The organism is Micromonospora echinaurantiaca, from assembly GCF_900090235.1.
In the GTDB taxonomy this organism is placed as follows: Bacteria; Actinomycetota; Actinomycetes; order Mycobacteriales; family Micromonosporaceae; genus Micromonospora; species Micromonospora echinaurantiaca.
Window position 1 is genome coordinate 3,557,487 of record NZ_LT607750.1, and the last position, 22,437, is coordinate 3,579,923.

The following is a 22,437-nucleotide window of genomic DNA, read 5'->3' on the forward strand; positions in this document are numbered from 1 at the left end:
CGAGGGCCGGGCAGGCCGGGACCGTTTCGTCTCCGGCAAGGCCCGGCTGAACACGGCCTGGCGATCTGCGATCCGGCCGGTCGGCTGCTCTTCTGCGGCGAGACCCGGTCGGGCTCGATGCACGACATCACCCAGGCACGGACCGCAGGCCTCGTCGACCTGCTTCTCCACACGCCGATCGGGGTTCAGGTCCTCGCCGACGCCGGCTACCAAGGACTCGGTACAGACACCGCTGGCACGGTGATCACCCCAAGACCCAAACCGCGGAAAGGCCATAAGTCGCTGCCACCGAGCGTCATCGCCGCACACGACGCGGCTCGAAAACGGCACTCGTCACAGCGCATCCGAGTCGAGCACGTCATCGGCCACCTCAAGAACTGGCGGATCCTGGCCCGCTACCACGGCCGACGCGAACTTCGACGCCTCCGTCGGCGCCATCGCAGGCCTGCTGTCCGACCACCAACACACCAACCGCACCAGAACACACCGCCAAGCGACCGAAGGCCCTACCAGCCACAGCCCACCACCCGATGAAGCGGCCAATCTCCGAGGAGACGGTGACCCCAGACAACCGTGCACGAGGTCGTTATACCGGGGTGATGATCGACCAGGGCCCATGGGCATCATCAACCAGGGCCAACGACCGACACCATCGAAATCAAGGGAGACATATTCATGGGCCGAGGGTTCCGGTGTGATCAGCTGCGACACCCTTGAACGGGCTAGAGACAAGCGCAAGCGTGAACATGTGCGCGTACCAGGTCGTGAAAGCGGTATCGACCTGGTACCTGCTGCGTCAGGAGATGCATGTCACACAGGGTCTCGAGCAGCACCTCGGCCCGCGCTAAGGAAAGGCCGGCTAGCGCCGCCGCAGCGTGCGCATCGATGTCCGATCCTGCTTGTAGACCCAACAGATGAAAGAAGCGTTGCTGCTCCGGAGACATCCGCTGGCAGGATTGGGCAAACGCGGTCGCCACTCCGTCATCGCCAGCGACTAGCAGTGCATTCCCGCCAATTTGGTCCTGTAGTCGCTCAACCAGATGCTCGACGGGCCAGCTAGGACGGTTCCGTAGCCGCATCGCGACGGCCTTCAGCGCTAGGGGCAAGCCGCCGCACAGGCGAGTTACCTCCACGACAGCATCGCGTTCCTGTTGAACGCGATCGATGCCGACTATTCCGGCAAATAAACTGATTGCGTCCGCTTCGTTCAAAACATCCAATGATAGAACTTCAACGCCGTCCAATCCCGTGAACCTGCGCCGACTGGTAATCAAAACCAGGCACATAGCCGAACCAGGCAGGAGAGGTCGCACCTGGGCGGCGCTTAGGGCATCGTCGAGTAGAATAAGTAGGCGACGCTTAGCTGTTTCGGCTCGCCAGAGTGCCGCCTTTTCATCTATGCCCTTCGGTATTTTCGATTCAGGTAGCCCGACCGCATGCAGGAGCAGATCTAAGGCGGCCTCCGGGGCAAGCGGTGATCGATCAGGGGTATGCCCGTGCAGGTTCACGAATAGCTGTCCGTCAAGATAGCGAACTGCCAGACGGTGAGCGGCGTGCACAGCCAAGGCCGTCTTCCCAATGCCCGCCATACCATAAATCGCGTGAATCGCAGGCGCCCGCCCCGCGTCCGCGCCGGACGTCAGTCGCCCTAGCTCCGTCGTCCGACCTGCGAAATGTGGGAGGTCTCGCGGCAGGTCGTTGCGGCGCGCCGGGGCGGCCGCGTGATGACGTAGGGCCGGATCGGAGATCAAGATCCGTTCATACAACCTCAGCAGTTCCGGCCCGGGCTCGATTCCTAACTCGTCGATCAGCGCACGACGAACCCGATGATAACGGACTAGCGAATCGGCTGTCCGTCCGCAACGGTACAAGGCAATCATCAGCAAGCCGGCCAGTGGCTCGCTAAGCGGATTAGCTTCTACAGCGGCAGTGATCTCGTCAACAACCTCGGCGTGGCGGCCCAATGCCAGTTTGACCTCCGCCCACTCGGTAATGGCTGCTAGGCGGCGTTCCTCTAGCTGAGCCGCCGCTGCACTAGCCACCGCCCCGCCGACACCCGCCAGCACGGGCCCTCGCCACAGCATCAGACCCGCTTGCAACGCTTCGGCTGCCCCGGCTAGGTCACGGTCAGCCCGAGAAGCGCCCGCCAGAGTTAGGCATTCCTCAAACTGCCATGCATCGACTTGCTCGATTCCGGCACAAATCGCGTAGCCCGGACCCTGTGCAATCACAGCTGTTCCGATCGCAGTCTGCCGCAATGCGGAAACTGCATTCTGAACTTGCTTTCGGGCCGTTGAGGGCGGCTTGCCATCCCACACGGCATCCACAAGCCGCTGGATCGGCACCACTCGGCCGCGCCCCAGGATTAGCGCTGCCAACACCCGTCGCTGCTTCGGTCCACCCACAGCGATCTGTTGTCCGGCCTCCCAGACTTCCAGGGGACCCAAGATCCGAAACTCCATAGCCTGTTTCACCTATCCGGCAGCAACACTTGCTTGACTAGCAAGCGCTGCGAGTTTCAAGCTTCACCAGCCAGTGATCGGTTTCTGAATGCAATCGAGGTGCTCTCCTTCGTGAGAAGCACTGCTTCGCTAGCGCTTGTTGGCAACTATGGACGCCTGCGCAAGATCCACCTCAGGGATCGAGCGCTACGCGCGTAACGCGCAGGAGCAAATCCGTGGGCGTAGGTTGTACCCCCCGTCGTGCAATCGCTCGCCCATCGCTGACAGTAACCGCTACAGCCGCCTAGCAGGTTAGGCCTGATCGACCTCAGGCGCAAGACGGTTGCTATGCTGCTTCTCATGACCGAGCTGAATCCTCAGGCTCCGGGACGGCTCGAGCTGGTACGTAGGTTCGTCAACACGCTAGACGTCGAAGCCGGCACTGATCGGCTGGCCTCGACTGATGGACTACTGAAGTGGCTGCGAGAGGTGGACCTACTCCAAGCCGAGCAATCGGTCAGCGACGCCCAGCTGCGTCGAGTGATCGCCGTCCGGGAAGCGCTGCGCGACCTGCTGCGCGCAAACCATACCGACACCCCGGCGCCTGAGTCCGCCGTCCAAGTGCTCGACCAGGCTGCGCGCAAGCTGTCGATCTTGTTCACCCGTAGCGGGGGGTGGACCATCGGTTCGGCCGGTACGGGGGTAGATTTTCTGGTCGGTGAGCTAGTGACAATCGTGATCGGGGCCATGAACGACGGGACTTGGCGCCGATTGAAGGCTTGCGCTAACGACACCTGTGAGTGGGCCTTTTACGATCGTTCGCGGGCGCGTAGTGGGAAGTGGTGTTCCATGGGTTCGTGCGGCAATCGAGCGAAACAGCAGACATGGCGACACAAGCACGCTCATGCGGGGCGCTATGCTCCAAGCGCTGTCGTCAGCGACGGGACTTCAACAGATGTGAGGTGAGCGCCGCGGCGGACCGCGTCAAGAGGTGCCTCGTGGCGGCCGTGGGGGTCTGGATAACCAGGTGGTGAGGGCCTGCCCATGAGCTTGATCTCCAAACCGTGCAGCGCGGATCGGGGCTCACCAAGGTCTTCGGTCTATCAACGCGATCGCCGGTATACACGTCGTTGCGTTAGGCCGGTTGCTTGTAACTCGGCCCGAGCCGCTGTTGCCGAAGCCAAGCCCGGAATGCAGCGTCAAGCGACGACTACCGGCTAGGCGTTCTGTCCGGAGAGGTTGGGAACGCGGCTGGCGGGTGGGCCGCCGAGCCGGTGTGGTAGCGGTGATTGTTGTAGGCGTGCAGCAAGGTGGGCAAGGCGGCTCGGCGGCGCAGCCTGAGGCGTAGGCCTTGGCGTAGCCCATTGGTCGGTGAGGGTCCGGTGGAAGCGTTCGACCTTGCCGTTGATTTGTGGGCGGAATGGCCGGGCCTTGTTCACGGCGGCTCATTTCAAGATCCCGCCTGCGTCACCAACGTCCACGTCGTGGCGCTGATGGTAGGTGTCAGGGCTGAAGGCGGGTGGCCAGCCGCCGCGGGAGCCTTTCCGCGAGGTGGTGGGCGTCTTGGTCGCTCTTGCTTCGGGGTGGAGGCCTTGATTCCTCGTCGGCGTAGGTAGGCGCGGTTGGCACTGGACGTGTTATGCCCGGACCGCGAGAACCTGCTGTGGGCGGTTCGGGGCCGGCCGGACCCGCAGCGGGTGACCCGGATGCGGTCGAAGGACCGTGGTGAGATCGCGGGCTGTCACCGCGGTGGCCGGCCGTGACGACGGCGGCGAGGACCTTGCGGCCTGGTTACAGGCAAGATGGGTCTTGGTGGTCCACCCGCCCCGCGAGCGGCCCAGCGCGTGATCGACGGGCTCGGCATGGATCCCGCCGAGTGGTTCTTTCTGCCGGTCGCCGTCACGACGGGAGCCGGCAGCGCGTTGATGGAAGCGGCTGATCGTGGAGTCGACGCTGACGCTGTCGACGCGCCCGGCCGCATCGGCAGCGGCTTGCAGTACCGGCCAGGACGCGAGCCCACGTGCCGTCACGCTGTCAGCGCCGGAACCATCGATGCAGCGTCTGCCAAGGGGCGTAGTTCGCGCGCAGGTCACGCCATGACGCACCGGTGCGTACCTACACCGTATGCCGTCGATGATCTGTCGTCTGGTCCACTTGCACGGTCTTCCCCGCGACGATTCCTCAGGCAGCAACGGGTGCAGGTGCTGCCACTGGATGTCGCTCAGGTCATGCCGCTCCGCCGCCGCTCGGCTGGCCACGAGGTCTCCGGCATTCAGGTCTCCTTGGTCGCTAGCCCACTTTCCGAACATCTATTCGGTTATCGGTCGCCGCCACCCCGTATCCCCACCCGGCCAACATCCACTTACGAAACGCGCCTTTCTTGATCTTTACCTGTTCGGCATGGGCGGGATTCGCGGTCCTCGTCTTCTTGGTGCCCGGTTTGTTGTTCTTCTTGGTGGTCGCGATGTGGACGTCGTGACGTGGGGTGGGCTGGGTGTTGCGGCGGCCGGGTGACCGTCCAGGTCCTGGCCGGGAGGGTTTCGGTGCGCCAGCGGGGCAGGTGCCGTCGCGTGGAGGTGTCGAAACCCTCGCCGGACGCGGGCGGGTGACAGGCGCTGCGGTGGTGTCGGTTTCTCCCGCGGGCGGCGCAGGTCGGCGGCCGCGGTGCGGGCCAGGCGGAGCTGGGTGTAGGCGGCGAGGATCAGCCAGGTCCAGCGGTTGGCTGCCTGCGGGGTGCGGATCTTCGGGCAGGTCCAGCCGAGGGGGTCTGCTTGAACAGGTGGAACGTGTGCTCGATGTCGAAGCGGCGCAGGAGGGTCTGCCAGAAGCCGGTCGACGTCAGCGGCGGCGAGGTCGACGCCGGACCACCACATCCACACCGGCTTCGGGGTCGCGCCGCTGGGCAGGTGCTCGGCCTCAAGGCGGATGACTGTTCCCTCGATTACCGGCAGTGCCTTCGCCGCGTCTATCCAGGCGTTGCGGTGGGTCAGCCGGGGATGCAGCCGGTTCCAGGCTCAGGCCCATGCGGTGCCGTAGAGGCGGATGTCGGTGACGGTGGCCGCGTCGGGCTCGCCCCAACTGGCGGGATCACCGAAGGCGAACTCGCCGCCGTGACGGGGCGGCCGGCCGATTGTTCCCGGCTGCCGTGGTGGCGCGGCTCCGCGGAGTACCCGGTCCGAGCGCATCCGCGCCAGGACCTGCACGGGCAGATCGGCCAGGAGGAACGCGGGGCGGGGCGCGTCGTAGCCGGCATCTGCCACGACCAGCACCTCCGGATCACCCGGCCGCCACTGCCCGGCCGATACCAGCCGGCCCACGATGTCCCGCACCTGCCCGGCGGTGACCGTCGCCGCGTCAACACCGGGCGCCAGCCGCACCGCGTCCAACGGCGCGGTCCATGAACTGCGATCCGACTCCAACTCCACGACCACCGAATACGGCCAGCCCGGAACCATGATCGTCCGGTCCTTACCACGGCCGTAGGTGTGACACAGGATCCGCTGCGGTGAGGTGTGCACGTCCGGCCGCAGCCAGCAGATGATGCCCACCGCCAGAACGAGACGCCCGTCGGCCGCGCGCGGCAGCGGCACTCCGGCGAGGGCGGTACGCAGCCGGTCGATGTCCAGCTGCCCGCAGGCGAGGGTGTCATACAACGCCCCGTGACTCCGACAATGCTCACCCATCAACGACCGGGCCGGCCCATCGGCGCACAACACGGCGTCCGCCAGGTCGAACAACGCGTCGGCACACACAGGTCCCCGACGGAATCAGCTGGAGGATGGTCGCCCGCACAGGAGGCGAAAGGCCCACCCCTGCTGCCAGGGGCGGGCCCCGCACTCAATCAAGTAGCTCAGTTGGTCTGGCCGGGCGCGTCCACGATCTTGCCCGTGACCCGGATTAGCTCAACCTCGACGTCACCCTCCTTGAGCCTAACCTCCTCCGGCACAGCGCGGCCCGTTCCTTCGGGACGAGCCCCCGGGGGCAAGTCGTCAGGGCGTCCCCCAGGCTGACGGCCCTCGCCAGCCGGGGGATACAGCGTGTGGTCCTTGACCACGACGGTCCGGCTTCCGAGGAACTCGTGGGTGGCCGGGTCGAGCAGGATGTCCTCGCGCCGCCACCCGTCCTGAACCATGCCGACCGCGATCGCCGGGCGTCCGTCAAAGTCGACCGGTCCAACGGACTGGGTGACTCCGGGGATCAGGGCCAGTACCCGCAGCAGCGTCGCCTTCAGACGGGGAGGAAGCACGTTTTCCCGCAGCATTGAATTGATCATGTTGAACGAGGCGGCGTCGCGTTGGGCTTTGTCGTCCTGGCCGGTCGAATCCCGGGCCCGCAGCCAGTCGAGTAGTGCCTGCGGTTCGGTGGGCAGCCCGGCCAACGTCCGGTAGTCCTGGGGCACCCAGGTACGCGGGGGATCCAGAGTCTCCGGGAGGATATGGAGCTTGCCGTCAATCATCTCGGCGCTCTGCCGGCCGTCCGCGCGTACCCAAGACCGGGTCGTCTCATTCCTTTTCTGTCCTTTTTGTTCGGCGCCCTTGCCGCGAACCATCTTCACCTCAACGTAGGTCCACTGATCGGGGCGCGGCGGCGTGAACGGCTCGGTCTCGGCGTGCATAGCTGCCAGTTCGAAGCTCTGAGCGACCAAACCACTCGGCGGTGGTTGCTGCGCCGCGTGAATGCCCGCTGGCGGGGTCGCCTGCCCTGTGATGCCGACTGTAATCGCCCCAACCATCAGCGCAGCGGCTCCAAGGGTCGCAAAACCCGACCGCCATGCCCAGCTCGGCAGGCGCTGGCCGGGTGATTCGACCTCCGGTCGGTGCTGCACGGCGATCTCGGGGAGCGCGGTAGGCCGAGAATGCGGGAACCGAAGCAGACCGCTCGAACCGCCAGCCCGGTTGTGCAACGTCCCGTTGAGTACCGCGTGCCGCATACGGTCCTTAGCGTCGGTGGGCGCGCCTGTGAGTTCTCGCCTGAATTCGGTAAGCACCCGCAGACTGGACGTGTCCAGGTCTGCTGGTCGATGCGCATCCATCTGATCGTCCACTTCCTTCGCCAATCAATCGCGGGAACATTCTTCGTGTATGTGTCGGTCGCTCAAGGCCTTCCGAAGGCGGGCCTTGGCACGATGGAGCCGGGATCGGACCGTTCCTGGTGGCACGGCGAGCGCGGTGGCGAGCTCTGGGTAGTCCAAACCCGCCCACACGTGCAGGAGAAGCACATCCCGCTGGTTACGGGGCATCGACGCGAGAGCGCCGGCCAGCGACTGGATGAGGGCCTGCGCGTCAAGCCGTTCGGTGGCTCGATCGTCGAACGCCTCACTGATCGGCTGTGTTTCGGCAAGCGGGTCGACACCGGAGCGAGCGAGGGCCTGCAGCCATCGAACCTCCGACCGACGGTGGTTGCGCAGCAGGTTCGTGAGGATGCCGCACAACCACGGGCGGGCGCTCGAGACCGACAGGTCGTACCGATCACGCCGCGAGAACGCCACGAGGAACGTCTCGGCCACCAAGTCTTCGGCCAGTTGCCGGCCGACCCGGCGGGCGCTGTAGTCGTACAGCCAACCCGAGTACCGCTCGAACAACTCACCGAACAAATCAGGCGGACCCGCCACGAGAGCCGCGTCTGAACGGCGAGCCAACATGGCGTCCACTGGAGTCTTCCTGTCATTGGAATTGTCACAGCTGCTTCGTGTACGCATCGTTTAGAAGGCTCCCCGTCGGCCCGCCGTGCCGCCAATTTCGTACGCGCGGAGTACCGTCTGCTCAACGGTGTTGCCCTCCGCGTCGGTGGCCTTCGCCCGCAGTGAGACGAAGCCGGTAGCGGTGTGGTTGACTGAAATCTTCCAGTGGTCGCGGACAGCCCGGACGATTGCAGGTCGCCAGGTCCGCCCGTCGTCGTACGACACGTCTACCGTGAACGCGGTGACGTCGACGGTCTCCTTGTCCTGTCGTTCCACATACACGGGGAAGGAGAAGTCACCGCCGACGGGCGCCCGATTTTGTAGGTCCACCGCCGGGTCGAACCGCGCGGTGAGCATCGGGAGAGCGTTCCCGTCATCGGCCGCAGATGAGCGGAAGGTCCACACCGCGGTCACCTTTGTCGACAGCGGCCACCACTCAACCTTTCGGTCGGCCTCGGCGACCAGCCGGTAGTCGGCGACCGCGTCTGGAACCTCGAAGACAGCCGTGTCGGGCACCGGAACAGTGCCCGCATGCTGGCCGTTCCGGTAGAGGCTGATCGAGCCACTGTCGCCTACAGCCGTCCATGGCATCCGCGGGCGTCCCGCCGAGTCAGCGAACATCGGCAGGATGACGTCGATCGCGTCATCCTTACGCCACGCCAACGGCCGGTTCGAGACGTTCTCTACAACACCGCGTAACGACGGTCCGGCAACCGCCTTATTCCATGCGATGTCGTAATAGCGCCCGGCCTCGAAGCGCAGACGTTCGATCGCAATATTCGACGGGCCCGCCTGCTCGAACATTTCCCAGGTGCCAGGGGTGAAATACTCGGTGCGCTCTCTGCCTGCGTGAACGGGCAAGAACCATGAGATTCCGCCGCCAATGGTTTCGGCGAATCCAGGGACCGCCGCCACGCTATGCACGGCGTTGACCGCGTTATCGTGGTAGGCGGCCCGCACCGCGAACAAGTCCCGGGTCTTCGGCTGGTGAACCTGGTCTGTGTTGAGCTGGTGCTCCGCCCCGTATGCCAGCTCGTAGCGGAGGTTCGGGACCGGCGTGCTGACGTACGACGCCTGCGTCGACTCCGCCTTGACCACGTCGACAAATCGCTGCACTGTCGGGCCGACGCCGACCATCGTCGGTAGCGCCGGGTCGGTCATTGGGTTCTCGCCACCGGCCAACCCGGCAAGGGCCGGATCAGCTAAGGTAACCATCGCCATCTCGCCACCGGCGTCCTTGATAGCCGCTGTGCGCAGTAAGATTTCCTCCCAGGCGATGCCCTCGGGAACCTGGAACAGCACTAGCTTGCCTCTGGCGTCAATCTTGGCCAGGTCTTCTGGTGTGCCCGCGCCGCCGTACACCACAGGCAACGCACCCCGCCCGGCCGGCGGAGATTCATTGACCCAAAGGGCCGGGACCTCGAACGGCTGTGCGGTCTGCGCGAACAGCTCCAGCCTAGGCTCGTACGCCTGACGTGACTGCAAAAAGAGAAAGCTCGTCGAACTCGTGCCGGGCACTGTGGCCGCAAACACCGCACCAAACCGCGCATCCAGCTCGGCATACATCGAATAGGTGCAGGAGCAGTCACTGATCTTGCTGACCATACCTACGGAATGTTCGCCGCCACGGGCCGCCAGATTGTCAGTTGTGATTGACATTGGCTTGCCGACACGGGCGTCCAGGGTCTGCACCGCGTCACGATCGAGCTGCAACTCCGGGTGGGAGATGAGGCTCACCGTCGGCTCCTGCCCGTCACGATGCGTAGAGATGTTTCCGTGCAGGGCGTACCTGCCGCGCGGCACCCGGATCTTCTCACCATGCGCAACAAGGTGATTGTTCTCCACCCGGTCCAGGTCGACGAGGAGTGCGAAGCTAGATGTGGGTGCATTACCGTCGCGGTCGATCAGATTGACGGTGAGTTCGTACTTTTCCTCTTCCTGATACACCGACAGGGCGGTTCGGGTACTGACCGTTCCGTTGGAGCTGCGGGCGGTAAGGACACCAAAGTACTGGCCCGCAGCGGTTTTGTCCTGCGCCGTAATGGTCACCTGCACTGACGCGTCACTGCCGGCGGGGATGGTCACTGTGTCGGCAGCCAGGGACAACAACCCGACCGGAGCGGGTTCACCATCACGCCGGGTCAACCGCGCCGCCAGCGCCAGCGTCACCGGCGCCGTTCCGGTATTCCGCCAGGTCAGCGTCTGCCTCTTGACCACGCCCTGGTTCGGCCACGGCAGGTAGGTCGACACACTGCCCAATGCGGTGACCGGCTGGCTGGTCGCCCGCGCCACATCCACCCGACCTGCACCAACCGCGTACGGACTAACCTCCGTAACCTCGGCAGCGGTGCTCATCAACGCTGCCTTCAACCGGCCCGCCGTCCAGTCCGGGTGCTGCTGCGCCAGCAACGCCGCAGCCCCAGCCACGTGCGGCGCCGCCATCGACGTACCGTTCAATCGCTGATAACCGTCACCTACCGGCTCGCCAAGCGGTGGGATGTTAGCCGGCCGGGCAGCCACAATGTCTTCACCGGGCGCGGCCACGTCCGGCTTCAGGGCTCCGTCGCCAATTCGCGGGCCACGGCTGGAAAAGTCGCTCAATCGGTCACTCTTACTCACGCTGGCCACCGCCAACGCCTCATCCGCCACCGCTGGCGAGGACACCGCCTCGTCAACGCCGGAATTGCCGGCAGAGATGACGAACAGGGTGCCATGCTGGCGGGTCAACTCGTTCACCGCAACCGACACCGGGTCAGTACCGTCCGACCGACCAGCGCCGAGGCTCATGTTGACCACTTTGGCGCCGCTCTCGGCCGCCGCCCACTGCATCCCCGCGATAACACTGTCGAAGGTGCCAAACCCGGTGTCGTCGAGGACCTTGCCTACCGCGAGCCGGGCACCCGGAGCGACCCCCTTGTACGCACCCTGCGAGGCCGCCCCCACCCCGCCCACCGTCGACGCCACATGCGTCCCGTGCCCGTTGCCGTCCTCAACATTGCCCTTACCCGAGAAATCCTTCGTCGGCCCGACCCGCCCCACCAAGTCCGGGTGGTCTGTGTCGACGCCGGTGTCCAACACCGCCACGGTGATCCCGGCGCCAGTCAACCCCCGACTCCAGGCGGCCGGCGCGCCGACCTGCGGCACGCTCTGGTCCAGATTGGCCCAAACCTTGCCGTTGAGCCACACTCGCCCAATGCCATTGCTCAGCCGACGGGCACCAGACCCCGTCGACCCAGCGGCACCATCACCAGCCACCGTCAAGGTTTGCGTCCAGAACTGGGACGCCGTTGCCTTCTTCTCGTCAAGCGCCATCAAAGCAACACCCGGCAGCAGTCGACGAACTGTCGCCCCCGCCGACTTCGACGCTCCAGCCGCCGCTCGACCCTTCGTATACTGCACGAGGAGCGGGACGCTGGCGGAATGGGCGTCATCGTAGCCCTGCCGCACCAGGCCGGTCACATTGAACAACTCCAGGTCCAATACTCCGGCGCGCACCAGCCCTGCCGCATCGCCTGGCAAGACGTACCGGTCACCACCCCGGCTGAACTGCTGGAACTGGGTCACCCCGAACCGCGGCGCTGGATCCACTACGACATCAGCCCGCGTCCCAGACCCGCGAACCAACGCACGATCACCCGTCACCAAGGTCACCCACGCCACCCGGCCCCCATCACCGGACTTCGCGGTCACGAACGGCGCCGTAGCCGAGCTCGCAGCAGCCGGAACAAAACCCTGCGTGGCCACGGCGACAGCGACTACGCCCAACACCAATCGTCTGTACCTTCGCACTGACCCTCCCTGCCTGAAGAGGCCACCGCTCGCACAGGGACCGCATGCACGAGACACCGACAGCACTCGGCGCCACGGCGACTACGTCCGCGCCCCCACGCGAGCAGGGCAGGCGGTCTCACGCCACCTGCCCTGTTGTTGTCGGAAGCAGCCGCCAGGTTCCCCCGACCCCGATGGGCCACCGTCGGCCAGGCACCGCCCCACGATCTGATTCGGCTAACAGCCACCCTGACCTGGGCGGGTCTGAGTCGAAAATGAGCCTCTACTGGACCGGGGTGACGATCGCCTGGTAGCCGAGTTGGTGGAGCTGGCCGATGAGGCGACGGGCCTGTCGTGCGGGGTCGGTGCGGGTCAGGAAATGGGCCGCGCCGAGATCGTTGTAGTCGGTGTCGTTGCTGATCATGTGCCAAATAGCGGTGAGGATGCTGTGTCCGACGGCGACGACTGCCCGTTTGGTGCCGCGGCGGCTGGCGATCCGCCGGTATCGGGCTTGCAGGTAGGTGTCCTTGCTGCGGGCTGCTCCGGAGGCTGCCTCGCCAAGGGCGCCGCGTAGCCAGGAGTCGCCCTTGCGGATTGCTCCGCCGTGGTGCTCGCCGGCGGATTCGTAGTTTCCGGGACACATCCCTGCCCAGGAGGCGAGGTGACCTGGGGTTGGGAACCGGCTCATGTCGGCACCGATCTCGGCCAGGATGACTTGGGCAGTGCGAGCGTCCACGCCGGGGATGGTGTCGAGCCGGGCGATGACGTCCTGAAAGGGCTCGATTTCGTCGTGGATCCGTGCTGACACAGCGTCAATCGTTGCTGCGGTGGCATCGATGCGGTCGAGCATCGCACGGCAGATGAATGCGTGATGATCGGTGAACCTGCCCACGAGGGCGTCGCGTAGGGCGGGGATCTTCGCGCGCATCCGTGCGCGCGCGAGGTCAGCGAGAACCTGAGGGTCACGCTCGCCGGCGATCAACGCCTCGATCATCGCGCGTCCGGAGACGCCGAGGGTGTGTGACGCCACGGTCGACAGCTTGATCCCGGCGTCTTCCAGGACCTTCTCCAGCCGTTGGATCTCGCGGGTGCGTTCCTGGACCAGGGTGGTGCGGTATCGGGTGAGGTCACGAAGTCGGCGGATTCGTGGCGGTGGAACGAAGCTGGGGCGGACCAAGCCGTGCTCTATCAGCCTGGCGATCCAGGCGGAGTCGGCGACCTCTGTCTTGCGGCCAGGGACGTTACGCATGTGCCGGGCGTTGAGCAGCTGCACGTCGAAGCCGTCCTCGAGCAGGGGTAGTAGACCGGCTTCCAGTAGTCGCCAGTCGCTTCCATCCCGACGACGGTGACCTCGTTGGCGCTGAGCCAGTCACGTAGCTCCAGCAGTGCCGGGGTGGTCGTCGCGAATGTGCGGATCTCTTGGCGGCGGCGGCCTCGCTCGCCGGGAATCCGTACGCAGGCTTTGAGATCGGCTTTGCCGATGTCGAGTCCCGCGCATCGTTGGACCAGGGTGTCCACGATCTCACCGTCCTCGCTCAGGGTGGGCGAAGCGTGGACGGTCCGGAGAACCGCGCAGGCGAGAAGAGTCTGAGTCGCGTACTCGTAGCAACAATCAAGAACGCCTGACGCACGGTTCCGGCGTCCCGCTGTCAAACGGGCTCGAAGCACCACAGACCCACGACGTCGCAAGACTGTCCGCACACTCATTTTCAGCCCGTCAAGGGAGGCCTCACCAGAGGCAACTCCCGCTGTCAAACGAACGGCTCTGGCGCAGAAACGGTGGTGGACAATGTCCCGAGTGGTCAGTGCTGGGCGTGATCATGACGCCCGTGTGACTTGATCAAGTCCGTATTCCCTGGGCTGTCTTCGCTGGTCATCGAGCAGGTAATCGATCAAGAGACGGTCGTGCAGGTCCTGGCCCGAACGGCGGGGACGCCGGCGGCCTGCCCGCAGTGCGGGCAGCTCAGCGACCGCCTCCACGCCTATCACCAGCGCCAGCTGGCTGATCTCCCGGTCGGCGGGCGGGGAGTGATCGTGCAGGTCCGCGTTCGCCGGCTGGTCTGCGCGGCGGCGTCCTGCTCACAGCGGACGTTCCGCGAGCAGGTGCCCGCGCTGGCGCAGCGGTGGGTGCGGCGGACCCGGCAGCTGACTGCCCTGGTCGCCGATCTCGCGGTGATCACCGCTGGCCGTGCCGGTGCGGCGGTGTTGTTGAGGCTGGGTGTGCGGATCTCGCGCAGCACGGTGCTGCGGGTGCTGATGGCAATCCCGATACCGGACACGCCGGCGCCCGCGGTGCTCAGCGTGGACGCCTTCGCGCTGCGCCGCGGCCGCCGGTATGCCACCTTGCTGCTGGACGCGGTCACCCACGGCCGTGTTGACGTCCTGCCAGACCGCAAGGCCGAGACCCTGGCCGCGTGGCTGCGTGAGCATCCCGAGGCGGAGGTGGTCTGCCGTGATGGATCTGCCGCCGACGCGATCCGCGACGGCGCATCCCACGCAATGCAGGTCAGCGACCGGTGGCACCTGTGGAACAACCTGGCCAAGGCCGTGGAGAAGACCGTGGTCGCGCACTCGGGCTGCTGGCAGCATGGCCCACCGCGCCCGGACCGGCCACTGGACGAACGCACCCGACAACGCCACGCCGCCGTCCACGCGCTGCTCGACGAGGGTGTTGGCCAGCTGGAGTGCGCCCGCCCGGCTCGGCTGGGCACTGAACACCGTCAAACGCTATGCCCGCGCCGCCTCCGCCGAGGACCTGCAGCGCCCGCCGCGCTACCGCGAAACACTGGTCGACCCGTCCCGCGACCACCTGCGCCGCCGCCGGGCCGAAGAACCCGACGTGGCAACGACCCGGCTGCTGGCCGAGATCCGCGACCACGGCTACACCGGGCAGCGCCAACCTGCTCGTGCGGTACCTCAATCAGGGCCGCGCGGACGCCGAACGCCCCGCGCCGTCGCCCGGCGCCTGGCTCATGACCGCGACCGAGAAACTCGCTGCTCATCAACGCAGTCACCTCGACGACCTGCTCGCCGCCCGCAGGCGAGGGCGTCATACAACGCCCCGTGACCCCGACGATGCTCACCCACCAGCGACAGCTCCACCAACGACCGGATCGGCCCATCGGCGCACAACACGGCGTCCGTCAGGTCGAACAACGCGTGGGCACGCGCGGTCAAGCAGTCGTAGGACTCCCGCCGGAACCTGTCCAGGTCCCCGACAGGATCAGCCGGACGATGGTCATGCACACTGATCACCGGAACAGCCCTTGGTTATTGATGTTCTTCCCTAGACAAGAAGTCATCGGCCAAGGGCTGTTTCCGTGATCAGCCAGGGTCCCCAAGGGGCCCTCGGAGGTTAAAGATCAAGCTAGCAAAGTGGACCCACAACTTCCTGCGCACGACGCTGGAGGTCGTCCGTGGACCTGCAGCAATCTTTGCCTACGCGCAACATGGAACGGAAACTGTTCGAATCTTGATTCGTGTAACTGTGGACCGAGAGCGCTCGCTCAAGTGTCGCATCGTGTTTCGCTAGAACGGTCATCCGCCGTGTTCGAACGGAGCTCCCAAGGTGTAGAGGAACATCGCCATAGCCGCGAGCGTTAGCGCAACTCGAACCTCAAACTTCATGCGCTGCGTCCTTTTCGATATCTCTGTCGGAACGATGATCGAGTGGGATAATCGCACTTGCTGGTATAGCCGCGCTATAAGGGAGATATCTGGTTGGTTGTGAAAGCGGATCGCGCCGCTGATCTCGGCTCGTGCCAGCCAGATCCGCTTCGGGGCGGTTGGCTCGTGACGGTCGGATGATCGTCGCGAGGATCGTGTTTGTACGATCTGTGGGGCGAGATCGAGCCGTCGCTGCCGCATATCCACGCGAGCAAGCATCGATTCCCGGACCGTAGGCCCTCGGCAACGACCGCAGGTGCCACAGTGCCTTGTCGTACCGCGATTCAGTGGGTGTTTCGCCTCAGGACTCGGATTCGGGCCGGGTTGATGCTCGCGTCGGCTACAGACCGCAACGACGCCGGCGTGTGGCGGCGACCGCACGAGGTCCTGCTGAGAAAACTGCGGTCCGCCAGTCACTTTGACATGTCGACGGTGATCAACGGCTTCCAATCCAGGCGATCAAAGGTGGTACAAACCGGCTCGAGCCCCGGTCGGTGGGCCACAAGCTTCGCTGGCGTGCGAATAGGGCGGCAAGCCGCTGTCGATCCTGCTGACCACGGGCACCGCGGTGGCAGCCCCAGTTTCCAGCAGCGCCGCCCGGTCTTCACGCGCCTCTCTTGGGCGCCGGCGTCCGCGCGTTTGGCCCGATCGACTCATCGCCGACCGCGCCTACACCTTTCCGCGGCGACCGCGCTACCTGCGCCGACGTGGAATCATGGCCTGCGTCCGCGCAGCGTCGACCAGGAAGCACACCGCCGCGCCAAGGGTTCCGCAGGTGGCCGGTCACCGGCCTTCGACCCTGTAGTTCATCGACAGCCGTCGCGACGGGATCGACAGGCTCAAACGCCACCGCAGCCTGGCCGCCCGCCACGACAAAGTCGCCGTCCCTACGAAGCTACCATCCACGTCACCGCCATCAAGGAATGGCTACGCGCACTTCCAGATACGATCTAGGTCGGGGTGGGGTGGTTTGTCGGCCTGGTGGTTGGAGTGTTGTGCCGGTGATTTCGGCCTGCGGGCGGGTGCTTCGGAGTCTGCGGGGCGCGTTCGTAGGCGCGGACCAGCGGGTGGGAGAGGGTGAGCCAGGCCAGGTGGAATTGCGCGACCCATGCGGTGGAGATGAACCGCAGAGCCGCGCTGGCCGGCCGGGCTTGCGGATGACCTCAAGCGTGGTGCGCGGGGTGTCGCGGATCAGTCGACCACGCGGGCGCCCCGGCCAAGGGTGCCGGCGCCCTTCACTGTCGTTGGGTCGATAATGAGGTATGCCTACCGCTCGGCGATTGCTAGTCGAACCGCCAGCGCGTGGAGTTGAAGGAAGCGGTGGTTTGAAAGCCGTAAACGATGGCAGGCTTAACCGCGTAGACATCATAGGGGGGAGGGCCAGCGGTGGGCGCTCCCTCCGTATCGTGGAAGGCAGAGTCCCGCACCGTTACATGCCAGTCGTACTTTGCGGAATATTCATGTGCGACTTGGCGAAGTTTGACCGCCTCGACCACCCTAATGGCTCTACCCTCCACAACCATGTCGAGCGACTCGGCATTAGTGCTCAAGGTACAGCGAGGGTTCAGTGCGAGGTTGCGGGCCTTCCGTGATTTGTTGTTTGCCGCAAAATGCAATGCGTAGTCGTGCCACACGGCCAGAACCGGAACCACGTGCGGGATATTATCCTTGCCAATGGTCACAAGCCAGTATGTATCCGCCGCAGCTAACTGCGCTCTAGCGTTGGCCCAGCTCGTCGGCGGTCCTGCAGACGTGAGCGGGTCACTTGCGCTTGGCTCCATACGGTCACTCCTTCTCTAGATGACCCAACCGCACTCGCTCCGCTGTGGAGATGGCCGGCGTACAGCCCCTCCGGCACCACGTACACTATATTGTACCTGCGGTAACGTTGCCGCACTTGTCGCACTCCGATTGACCCATGACGGTTTGACTTCACATGATGGGCGACATGATCAGTTGGCGTCGGCGTAGGCCGGCCTTCAGTGCCTCGGCAGCGCAGCACGACATATGTCGACGCTTCGCCGTCGAGCCATCGCCGCCCGGCCAGGGAACGATGGTCGGCTTCGCACTCTCGCGTCCACGCGAGCTGGAGCCGCTCAACGCCCTGCGCCACCCGATCGCAGGCAGCAGCAACGGCTGGTTCGTGTGGCGCGGCCCGGCGATCCCGCAGGAAGACGACAAGTTCTTCGCACCCTTGCACGTTGAGCACCTGGACGACTACGCCCCGCAGCTTGAGCCGTACCTTGCACTCCCCCCAGGCTGGGGCGTGGTGCTGGCACCCGACTACGAGGACGTCTGGTACGACGAGACTCTCCTCGACGTCTGACATCGGCACGACGAACCAGTTCCGCAGGTAGGTCAGCCCTAGCCGATCATGTAATGCATCATCCGACACAGATCCATCACGCACCAACTGAAGCCCGGCCGTAACGTTGCCGCACGCTCGATGCAGAGTACCCATGTGCGGCGCCAACGGCGGCGCGGAGACCCGCTTCCCTGGCCATACATCGGTCTTCCCAAACCAGAGTTGCCACCAGCGGCACATGACTGAAGTCATCCTCGTCAAGGTCAAACGGTTGTCTTTATCGAGACGGCTGTGCGCGAGGCCGTGCCAACCCGGCGGGCTCCCGATCTACCGATAACGTTGGAATACCTGCTCACTGCTTGGCTGACCTGCCTGCACCGAATCCACGCCCCAAGTCAACTTGCACGGCATTCTGCTATCGCGGGGTTCCCGCCTCGTACGATCCGGCCCCTAAGCGCCCGGGCGATGTCGCCGTGATGCATGGCGGCAGGCTCGTTTCCAAGGTTCCGCAGGATCGATTCGAGCAACTCGCGCGTCTCGGCTTCGCCGATTCGATGTCCTGTTCGTTGGTGGTTGTTCAGCGCCAAGGCAGCGCGCTCCAAGGCAAGAGCAGAATTCCCCAAACTGTGGTACGCCCTGGCCAGGATAGTTAGGGCACATCCTTCGATTACATTGAAGCCTGCCTGCCTGGCCAGTTCCATCGCCCGGCAAGCGAGGTCGATAGCTGCCTGATGATCGCCGCAACTACCGTGGGCGGTCGCCAAGCCCAGAAGGATCTCTCCAGCCGTGTACCGAAGATTCCGACTATCAGCGATAGCGAGTGCGGTCTGATGGAGACGCATCGCTTCGGTATAATCGCCTTCCGCGTAGTGAACAAGCGCTACGGCATGGCGTGCCACGGCCTGGAGTCGAGGGTCACCCACTCCGTCGGCTAGCTTCAATGCGCGCTGGGCAGAGTGGGCCGCATCCTTCAACCTTCCCATATCACGATCGACGCGCGCGAGCCAGGCGTGACACATCGCCTCACTGTGTCGACTGCCCAACGCACAGAAGGTGGAGAGTGCGGATCTAAGAAGCCGAGACGCGTCCCCCAGTCGTCCGAGAAGGGCATAGAGCTCGCCAAGCGAGGCGACGGCGTGGGCTTCACCCAATCGCGCACCGCTCGCGCGCCAAAGGGCGCGTGCATGGACAGCCAAACGGCAGCCCTCATCGAGTCGGCCCATGTCCCTATAAGCGCTCGCTAGGGTCTCCGTGACCCGTGCGCGTCCAGACGGCCAATCAATGCGTTCGTGAACCTTCAGTGCGCGATCTACGTATTCAATCGATTCGCGCGTGTGGCCTTGAAGAACCAGCGCGATAGCCAGGTTGCTCGACGCTGCGGCTTCCAAGCGGTCCCAGCCTGCCTCGGCAGCGAGCAGCAGAGTACGCTGCAGGTAGATAACTGATTGCCGATAGCTGCCAAGGCAGAAATGAACCTGGGCTAACCCATGGTAGGCTGACGCCCTCGCCAACGCATCCCCGTCGGCACGCGCGGCCGCCGCCGCGGCACGTGCCACAGTCAGCCAGTCGTTGCGATGCCTTCGCTGATCAAAATAGCCGCGCAGGGCGTCGGCGTAGCGCCATGCAGCCGCGCGTGGACCAGAACGAGCCGCGTGGACAGTGGCGGCCACCAGGTTCCGCCGCTCCGCGTCTAGCCATCTGAGAGCTGACTCGACGTCTCTCACCCCAACGGTTGAAGCCGCTCCACCCGCAGACGGCGGCAGCCGTAGCACGTGCGGATATACAGACTCCACAGCGGCAACTGTTTCCGACAAAAACCAGGCGTGGAGCCTTTGTACGGCGGCGTCACGTTGCGCCGCAGTGTCCTCGCGCTCCGCGAGTTCTGCGGCAAACTGGCGAAGCAGATCGTGCATCGTGAAACGGCCGTCGCCCCCCTGCTGCGTGAGCAGATGTGATGCGGAAAGCTTTTCCAGCGTACGATGAGCCTCTGACTCGCTTGTGTCTGCCAGCGCGGCGACGGCGCTCGAGGTGAAATCGCGTAGAGGAACCAAACCGAGTCGCCGGAACATCCGCTGCGCCGATTCGGGCAGGGTGCGGTAGGAGAGGTCAAAGGTGTTTCGAACTGCGATATCATCATCACCGTCCACGGCGAGTGCGGCCAACGGCTGACGCAATTCGAGGTTCGCCACATAATTGGCAATCGGACGACGAGGCTGGTCGGAGAGGGCCGCTCCGGCAATCCTCAGTGCAAGTGGAAGATGAGCGCAAATACGGGCCAGGCTAGTCGCTGCAGTGACCTCCGCCGACACCCGCCCGTTTCCGAGTAAACGACGGAGAAGATCCACAGATTCTTCTAGGCGGAAAACATCTAGAACGAGCCTGCGGGCTCCTTGAACGGCTAAGCCACCTAACCTATCTCTACTCGTAATCAGAACGAAACACCCAGTATTGGCAGGCAGAAGGGGCTGAACCTGGGCCGAGGACCTGGCATTATCCAACAGGATGAGCATTCGCCGGCCGGCGAGAAGAGATCGAAATTGTGCCGCAGCCGCAGCAACATCAACCGGCACGTGTTGAGGCGAGACTCCCAATGCTCCTAAAAGCGTAGTGAGCGCCTCAATCGGACGCATCGGCTTCTCAGTAGCGAAGCCCTTCAGATCTATGTATAGCTGGCCGTGTGGAAATTCGCTGGCCACCATGTGCGCCCAATGAAGGGCAAGCGTAGTTTTACCGACGCCCGCCATGCCGGTGATCGCAGAGATAGCGACGGATCCCGCATGCTGACTTGCAGCGTCGGCTAGCATTTTGTCGAGAACCTTCAGCTCGTCCTCGCGGCCTGCGAAACCGGACACGCTGGCAGGAAGCTGACGAGGAAGTAGTATCTGAGGCTTGATATCGACAGCGGCCACCCCCGACTCTTTGCCTCCGAATTTATCGACGTCACCGCGCAGCATCTGCTCGTGCAGACGCTGCAGCTGCGGCCCAGGCTCGATGCCGAGCTCCTCTGCGAGTAGACTCCTGGTGCTTCGGTACAGTTTTAGTGCGTCCGCCTGCCGGCCAGCGCCGTACAGAGCACGCATCAGGCTGGCCCGCAGGTCTTCTCGGTATGGGTGGGAGCGAGTAAGTCCGGACAGAGCTTCAATCGTTACCCCGTAGTTCCCCAGCGCCAGCTGCGCCTCTGCCCAGCGCTCGTACACCGAGAGCCGAAGCTCTTCCAGCCGAGCGGCCTCGTCATGTACCAACGAGCTTTCAGTAAATTCCGAGTATGCTGGCCCCCGCCACAGATCTAACGCCTCCCGTAAGGCGTCGGCGGCTCGTAATGGGTCACCCTTTTCAAGCGCGGAAGTTCCGTCGACTGCAAGGCGACCGAACCGGCTCGCATCTAGGGCGTCTCCGGCGTGAATCCGGTACCCACCAGGGCCACTCGAGATGAAGTCTCTTCCAATAGCCGACCGCAGTTGATGAATGTACAGCTGCAGGTTGCGCCGCGCCGAGGCCGGTGGTTTGCTGCCCCAGACGGCGCCTATAAGAAGTTCCGTCGTCATCGTTCGCTCTGCGGACGACAGTAGCGCGGCTAACAAGAGCCTGGGTTTGTGCGCCGAACCGATCGGCAGTATCGCGCCATCATGAGTCACCTGGAGATGGCCTAAAACGTGAAACTCCATCCCGCCCCCAAAGAAGTCGGTCACCATTGTTGGCAGCCGCTCCACGCTCTCACGAATAGTATCGGCGTGGCGCTCGCACTTGCTGGCGTCGGCTACGTGAACCGTGGCGTCGACTACCTCAGGATTCTCGCCATCCCACGAATCGGGCACGATCCCGGCGCCGCAAGACGAGCTTCCCAGCTATCATCACCAGAGCTTGCCCTTATTGCGCATCGGCACCTTCGATTGCGGTTGTCCAGATGGCACTTCTACGCGCTCCAGTAAATCGTCGTAGTCTCCCGAGCTACGGCACTCTTAAATGACTCAGCCGGCTTATGCATTCCTATCCTCGCATGCATTCTTGTGTCGCGTCGCGACGAATCAGCCACCTTCTCCGGAAGAATCTGCCCTCGACGATGACGCACCCTTCCCTGTGTCAGGTGTGGCGGCAGACCTACCGAAGGCATGGTCTGGGAGTCTCTCTCCGCAACTTCGCCGCTTGACGGTTGCTGATGACATCCTTTATCTGTCCTCACTCTCTCCCCGGTGCGGTATGCGGCGCTGCTCCCAGCATCTTCTTGGCTACCGTGGTGGCCCTATGTCGCCGTACGGGTTATGCCCCGTTACCTTTTTGGATCTTGCGTTCGATGTGTGGGTGGCCCCTGGGATCAGCGTCTGCGTAGGTGGGGTCGGTGGCCGCCGAGGCTGAGCATGGCCAGGGCGATGAGGGCGTGGGGTGAGTGGAAGCCGAAGGCCGCCTGGGTGGTCAAGCGGATCTTTGCGACGGACTCGGTGCGGCCGTTGGGCATCCCGCGCTCGATGACATCTCGACGACCGGCGCCGCGGCCGGCCGTGGCGTTCCACACCTGTCGGCGAACCTGGTCGACGGCGTCGGTGGCCCACGCAACGAAGTGGAAGGGGTCCGCCCGCGGC

The 22,437-nt window shown here is 64.5% G+C and carries 10 protein-coding genes and 6 pseudogenes; 4 read left to right on the forward strand and 12 right to left on the reverse strand.

Features of this window, described 5'->3' with window-relative positions:
• Nucleotides 1-117: 117 nt before the first annotated feature.
• Nucleotides 118-534 carry a transposase family protein gene (locus tag GA0070609_RS34395; RefSeq protein ID WP_231928814.1) on the forward strand — a complete coding sequence of 139 codons (417 nt, stop codon included), beginning with the start codon at nt 118-120 and terminating at the stop codon, nt 532-534.
• Nucleotides 535-722: 188 nt separating this feature from the next.
• Here the strand turns inward: GA0070609_RS34395 and GA0070609_RS16070 are convergent, their stop codons facing one another.
• Entirely contained in the window at nt 723-2,462 is a 1,740-nt protein-coding gene (locus tag GA0070609_RS16070) for an AfsR/SARP family transcriptional regulator (protein WP_088994558.1), read from the reverse strand.
• A 339-nt stretch (nt 2,463-2,801) separates the two neighbouring features.
• Here GA0070609_RS16070 and GA0070609_RS16075 point away from each other — a divergent pair, with 339 nt between their 5' ends.
• The gene (locus GA0070609_RS16075; RefSeq protein WP_172899344.1) at nt 2,802-3,407 is read left to right on the forward strand and encodes a CGNR zinc finger domain-containing protein; all 606 of its coding nucleotides are present in this window, start codon (nt 2,802-2,804) and stop codon (nt 3,405-3,407) included.
• A gap of 251 nt (nt 3,408-3,658) precedes the next feature.
• On the opposite strand, the pseudogene GA0070609_RS34400 reads toward GA0070609_RS16075, so the two are convergent.
• The 7 genes and pseudogenes from GA0070609_RS34400 to GA0070609_RS16105 all read right to left on the reverse strand — a co-directional run.
• A pseudogene (locus GA0070609_RS34400) lies at nt 3,659-3,874 on the reverse strand (integrase core domain-containing protein); the annotation flags it as partial.
• A 30-nt stretch (nt 3,875-3,904) separates the two neighbouring features.
• A pseudogene (locus tag GA0070609_RS35345) lies at nt 3,905-4,699 on the reverse strand (IS5 family transposase); the annotation flags it as partial.
• A gap of 104 nt (nt 4,700-4,803) precedes the next feature.
• A pseudogene (locus tag GA0070609_RS35030) lies at nt 4,804-6,187 on the reverse strand (NF041680 family putative transposase); the annotation flags it as partial.
• A gap of 104 nt (nt 6,188-6,291) precedes the next feature.
• Nucleotides 6,292-7,497 (reverse strand): CU044_5270 family protein, encoded by a 1,206-nt coding sequence (locus tag GA0070609_RS33250; RefSeq protein ID WP_172899345.1) that lies wholly within the window; start codon nt 7,495-7,497, stop codon nt 6,292-6,294.
• A complete protein-coding gene (locus GA0070609_RS16095; protein ID WP_088997772.1) occupies nt 7,498-8,082 on the reverse strand; it encodes an RNA polymerase sigma factor in 585 nt (194 codons plus the stop codon). It lies immediately after the preceding gene.
• A 60-nt stretch (nt 8,083-8,142) separates the two neighbouring features.
• Nucleotides 8,143-11,685: a S8 family serine peptidase gene (locus GA0070609_RS16100; RefSeq protein ID WP_088994561.1), complete on the reverse strand. Its 3,543-nt coding sequence runs from the start codon at nt 11,683-11,685 to the stop codon at nt 8,143-8,145.
• Nucleotides 11,686-12,172: 487 nt separating this feature from the next.
• A pseudogene (locus GA0070609_RS16105) lies at nt 12,173-13,407 on the reverse strand (IS110 family RNA-guided transposase).
• 318 nt (nt 13,408-13,725) lie between these two features.
• Here GA0070609_RS16105 and GA0070609_RS16110 point away from each other — a divergent pair.
• Nucleotides 13,726-14,865 carry an ISL3 family transposase gene (locus tag GA0070609_RS16110; protein WP_088994562.1) on the forward strand — a complete coding sequence of 380 codons (1,140 nt, stop codon included), beginning with the start codon at nt 13,726-13,728 and terminating at the stop codon, nt 14,863-14,865.
• A gap of 54 nt (nt 14,866-14,919) precedes the next feature.
• On the opposite strand, the pseudogene GA0070609_RS35035 reads toward GA0070609_RS16110, so the two are convergent.
• Together GA0070609_RS35035 and GA0070609_RS16120 are read right to left on the reverse strand one after the other, a co-directional pair.
• Nucleotides 14,920-15,144, reverse strand: a pseudogene (locus tag GA0070609_RS35035) (transposase); the annotation flags it as partial.
• 1,694 nt (nt 15,145-16,838) lie between these two features.
• The gene (locus tag GA0070609_RS16120) at nt 16,839-17,336 is read right to left on the reverse strand and encodes a pyridoxamine 5'-phosphate oxidase family protein (RefSeq protein WP_088994564.1); all 498 of its coding nucleotides are present in this window, start codon (nt 17,334-17,336) and stop codon (nt 16,839-16,841) included.
• A 158-nt stretch (nt 17,337-17,494) separates the two neighbouring features.
• Between GA0070609_RS16120 and GA0070609_RS16125 the strand changes: the two genes are divergently transcribed.
• Nucleotides 17,495-17,881: an immunity protein Imm33 domain-containing protein gene (locus GA0070609_RS16125; RefSeq protein ID WP_231928816.1), complete on the forward strand. Its 387-nt coding sequence runs from the start codon at nt 17,495-17,497 to the stop codon at nt 17,879-17,881.
• A gap of 374 nt (nt 17,882-18,255) precedes the next feature.
• Here GA0070609_RS16125 and GA0070609_RS16130 read toward each other — a convergent pair whose 3' ends face one another.
• Both GA0070609_RS16130 and GA0070609_RS33875 read right to left on the reverse strand, forming a co-directional pair.
• Nucleotides 18,256-21,570, reverse strand: a complete 3,315-nt coding sequence (locus tag GA0070609_RS16130) for an AfsR/SARP family transcriptional regulator (RefSeq protein WP_157748191.1) — start codon at nt 21,568-21,570, stop codon at nt 18,256-18,258.
• Between the two features lie 602 nt (nt 21,571-22,172).
• Nucleotides 22,173-22,430 (reverse strand): annotated as a pseudogene (locus GA0070609_RS33875) (transposase); the annotation flags it as partial.
• Nucleotides 22,431-22,437: the final 7 nt, after the last annotated feature.

Excerpts from the sequence above, each read along its gene's own strand:
- GA0070609_RS34395 (WP_231928814.1), top strand. The coding sequence starts at position 118 with ATGCACGACATCACCCAGGCACGGACCGCAGGCCTCGTCGACCTGCTT.
- GA0070609_RS16070 (WP_088994558.1), bottom strand. The coding sequence starts at position 2,462 with ATGGAGTTTCGGATCTTGGGTCCCCTGGAAGTCTGGGAGGCCGGACAA.
- GA0070609_RS16075 (WP_172899344.1), top strand. The coding sequence starts at position 2,802 with ATGACCGAGCTGAATCCTCAGGCTCCGGGACGGCTCGAGCTGGTACGT.
- GA0070609_RS16095 (WP_088997772.1), bottom strand. The coding sequence starts at position 8,082 with ATGTTGGCTCGCCGTTCAGACGCGGCTCTCGTGGCGGGTCCGCCTGAT.
- GA0070609_RS16120 (WP_088994564.1), bottom strand. The coding sequence starts at position 17,336 with ATGGAGCCAAGCGCAAGTGACCCGCTCACGTCTGCAGGACCGCCGACG.
- GA0070609_RS16125 (WP_231928816.1), top strand. The coding sequence starts at position 17,495 with ATGGGCGACATGATCAGTTGGCGTCGGCGTAGGCCGGCCTTCAGTGCC.